Below are 3,494 nucleotides of genomic sequence, written 5' to 3'. Positions count from 1 at the left end.
ATGGTTTCGAGGGTGGTCAGGGCAGCGTCCAGGTCGGCCTGCGCGTGGTGCGCGGGGTCGATCAGGACGGGTGCGGCCATGCGTCCAGTCTAAGATACGAATGTGCGACCTACAAGCCCTGACCTGCACGAACATATCCACAAGCCCACTCGAACAAGCGACACGCCAGCCACCTGGGGACAACCCACGAAGACGTCTGACGCAGGGAGGCTCAAGAGCTCTCGATGCCTGCCACTGCTCGGCTCAGGACGACACCACTGCTCGGCTCAGGACGACGCGAGTGCGAGGAGCTCCCGTTCGTCCTCGTCGGAGAGACCCGACGTCGGCACGCCGCCGACGGTCTCGTGCCACCGCAGCGTCGCGGCGAACGTCTCGGCGAGCGGGCGAAGTCGGAGCCCGGCGGCGAGCGCGGCCACGTTGCTGCGCGCACCGAAGCCGGCCCACTCCGGGTCGTCCAGCCACAGTGGCATGGAGCGCGGCCCCGCCCACGGAGCGACCTCGTGCGCCGCGAGCCATGGTCCGTCCACCGCGACGAGGGTCGGCTCGCCGGGCTGTCCGCCTCCGCAGTCAGGCGCCCCCGCCTGTTCGCCGCCGCCCACCGCGAGCGCCGCCTCGTGCGCGGCGCTCAGCGCCGCGGGGAACGGCGTCGCGTGCCCGACGGCGTTGAACACTCCCGTTCGTCCGCTGTCGAGCAGATGGACGATCCACGCCGCGAGGTCCTCGACGTCGATGAGCTGCACGAGCAGGTCGGGCGCGTCCGGGACGAGCACCGCCGGCCCGCTCGGGTGGGCGAACCGCCACGGCCAGTAGCCCGATCGCCCCGAGGTGTCGCCGGCGCCCCCGATCAGGCCGGGCCGCACCACGGTGGCGCGGGAGGCGCCGTCGAGCACCGCCCGCTCGCACGCGACCTTCGCGCCGCCGTAGTCGGCCATCGACTCGAGCGCGTCGCCCGCGAGCGCAGGCAGCAACGGCCCGTCCTCGGTGAGACCGGGCGTCGCGGTGTCCGCATAGGCGCTGCCGCTCGACACGTAGAGGTAGTGCGCACCGTCGGTCGCGAGCTGCGCGACGGCGGAGCGCACCTGGCCCGGTTGGCTCGAGACGTCGACGACGGCGTCCCACGCCTCGCCCGCCACGCTCGCCAAGCCGTCCGGAGCGGTTCGATCCGCGCGAACGTGCGTGACGCCGTCGGGCACGGTGCCGTGCAGGCCGCGGGTGACGGCCGTGACGTCGTGGCCGGCGGCGAGCGCGTGGCGCACCACGGCGGCGCTGACGAAGACGGATCCACCCAGCACGAGAAGGCGCATCGTCACACCGTAGGCCGAGGTTGGCATGGACGAGGTGCCCGCAGAAACGCGAGAGGCCCCCGGCTCCGCGTCTCCGCCGGCCAGGGGCCTCTCCTCAAGGGTGGGCGATACTGGGATCGAACCAGTGACCTCTTCCGTGTCAGGGAAGCGCGCTACCGCTGCGCCAATCGCCCGCTGCGAGGTGGGTACGGGATTCGAACCCGTGTATACGGCTTTGCAGGCCGCTGCCTCGCCTCTCGGCCAACCCACCACGCTGAGATCTCTCCCAGCAGGATGACCCATCAGGTGGGTGCTTCCGAGCGGATGACGGGACTCGAACCCGCGACCCTCACCTTGGCAAGGTGATGCTCTACCAACTGAGCCACATCCGCATGCTCCGTGCGACCTTTTCGGCCGTGCGGCGCGGATAAGACTCTAGACCAGCCTCGCCGGGATGACCAAATCGGCGCGCTGGCGCCGCTCGCGGGCCGCCCCTGGACGCGGACCCCCTGGGCCGCAGTGCGCTGGCCCGCCCCCCGACCCGGACCGGATCCGTCCGCGCCCCGATGGCAGGATCGAGCCATGACGACGATCGCGTGGGCCCACGGCGCTCTCATCGACCCGACGACCCCGCAGCTGTCGGTCCTCGACCACGGCTTCGTCGTGGGGGACGGCGTCTTCGAGACCTGCGAGCTCATCGACGGCGCACCCTTCGCGCTCACACGGCACCTCGAGCGGCTGCGGGCCTCGGCGCTCGGCCTCGGGATCGCCGCGCCCGACGACGCGGTGGTGCGCGACGCCGTCGCGCAGGTGAGCCAGGCGTGGCACGCCGCCGAACCGGGCACGACGGCGAGGCTGCGGATCACCTGGACGGCCGGTCTCGGCCCGCTCGGGTCGGACCGGTACGACGGTCCGGGGACCCTCGTCATCGCGGCCTCGGCCGTGCCGTCCCACGGAGAGGTGCGCCTGCACGTCGTGCCCTGGACGCGCAACGAGCGCGGCGCGCTCGCCGGGCTCAAGACGACGTCCTACGGCGAGAACGCGATGGCACTGGCCCGGGCTCGTGCGCACGGCGCCGCAGAGGCGATCTTCGGCAACTCCCGAGGAGAGCTGTGCGAGGGCACGGGGACGAACGTGTTCCTCGAGGACGCCGAGGGCCTCGTGACCCCGCCGCTGTCCTCGGGCTGCCTCGCCGGCGTGACCCGCGCGCTCGTCCTGGAGTGGGCCGTCGAGGCGGGCGTCGCCGTGCGCGAGGAGGCCCTGCCGCTGCGCGCGATCCACGAGGCCGAGCACGTGGCGATCACGTCGAGCACCCGCGGGATCGCGGCCGTCGCGGCGGTCGACGGCGAGCCCAAGCGTCCGGGTCCGCTCACCCTCGCGATGGGGGAGATCTTCGCGGCGCGGCGGCTGGAGCGGATGGATCCGTGAGGTTCGGCGGGGCGACGTCGGTCCGGACGGGCTCCGTCAGGGTGCTGTGCCGGTGAGCTCCGGCGCACCGCGGCGCACACCTGCACCGTCGCGACGGCGAGGCGACGGGACGGACTCGGGCTCGCCGTCGCGCACGATCCTGCCGATTTCGGCTCGACGCGTTCCTCGGCTAGTATCGTCAGGCCGCGGTTCGACCGGACCGCACGGGCGATTGGCTCAGTGGTAGAGCGCCTCGTTCACACCGAGGAGGTCACTGGTTCGAACCCAGTATCGCCCACCCGATCCGAAGGCCCCCTGACCAGCGCGAGCGCTGATCAGGGGGCCTTCGTCGTGCTCGGCCCGTGGCGACGCGCCGTGCTTCTCGGGCTCGACACCGCATCGGCCGGTGCGCGTGTCACCGGGTCGTCGTAGCGTGCCCCGCATGGGTGAGTTCACCGAGCTGACGCTGTCCCGGGTGCCTCCCGGGCTCGAGGTGCCCGAGCCGGTGCGCCTGCTGCTGGAGTGGGTCGAGGCGCAGGGCTTCGTCGAGCGCGGCAAGGACGGCGACCTCTACGGCTCGCTCAACGGCCGCTGGCCCACCGGTCCCGGGACGAACGTGCTGCTCCGCGGCGATCGCCCCGACGAGGCGGATCGCGTCGCCGCCTGGCTGGGCTCGACGCTTCCCGACACCACCACGATCTGGCAGTTCTGCCGCACGGGCGGAGACGGCTCGATGGCCGCGCTGTGGCGCGCCCCCGACGGGCGCGTGCTCGTGGTGCACCTCGGCTCGGGCAGCGGGTCGAT

Annotated in this window: 3 protein-coding genes and 4 tRNA genes; 3 read left to right on the top strand and 4 right to left on the bottom strand. The window is 72.6% G+C overall.

Translation table 11 applies throughout. The features are described 5' to 3' along the window. Window positions 1-266 precede the first annotated feature (266 nt). From FH969_RS14625 to FH969_RS14610, 4 genes are all read right to left on the bottom strand, one after another. Entirely contained in the window at window positions 267-1,304 is a 1,038-nt protein-coding gene (locus tag FH969_RS14625; RefSeq protein ID WP_180359826.1) for a Rossmann-fold NAD(P)-binding domain-containing protein, read from the bottom strand. A 101-nt stretch (window positions 1,305-1,405) separates the two neighbouring features. Further along, window positions 1,406-1,477 (bottom strand) — tRNA-Val (locus FH969_RS14620). 6 nt (window positions 1,478-1,483) lie between these two features. Continuing rightward, window positions 1,484-1,554, bottom strand: a tRNA-Cys gene (locus FH969_RS14615). 48 nt (window positions 1,555-1,602) lie between these two features. Beyond that, a tRNA-Gly gene (locus FH969_RS14610) sits at window positions 1,603-1,675 on the bottom strand. A 190-nt stretch (window positions 1,676-1,865) separates the two neighbouring features. Here FH969_RS14610 and FH969_RS14605 point away from each other — a divergent pair. From FH969_RS14605 to FH969_RS14595, 3 genes are all read left to right on the top strand, one after another. Continuing rightward, on the top strand, window positions 1,866-2,711 hold the full coding sequence (locus FH969_RS14605; protein ID WP_139987916.1) for an aminotransferase class IV: 846 nt from the start codon (window positions 1,866-1,868) through the stop codon (window positions 2,709-2,711). A 205-nt stretch (window positions 2,712-2,916) separates the two neighbouring features. After that, window positions 2,917-2,988 (top strand) — tRNA-Val (locus FH969_RS14600). 144 nt (window positions 2,989-3,132) lie between these two features. Continuing rightward, the coding region (locus tag FH969_RS14595; RefSeq protein WP_218975334.1) for a hypothetical protein at window positions 3,133-3,494 on the top strand (362 nt) is incomplete at its 3' end.

Source organism: Miniimonas arenae (assembly GCF_006351005.1).
Classification (GTDB): Bacteria; Actinomycetota; Actinomycetes; order Actinomycetales; family Beutenbergiaceae; genus Miniimonas; species Miniimonas arenae.
This window is presented reverse-complemented; position numbering and strand designations above follow the sequence as displayed.

What these genes read in the sequence shown, in the direction of transcription:
- FH969_RS14625 (WP_180359826.1), bottom strand. Translation starts at nt 1,304, where the DNA reads ATGCGCCTTCTCGTGCTGGGTGGATCCGTCTTCGTCAGCGCCGCCGTG.
- FH969_RS14605 (WP_139987916.1), top strand. Translation starts at nt 1,866, where the DNA reads ATGACGACGATCGCGTGGGCCCACGGCGCTCTCATCGACCCGACGACC.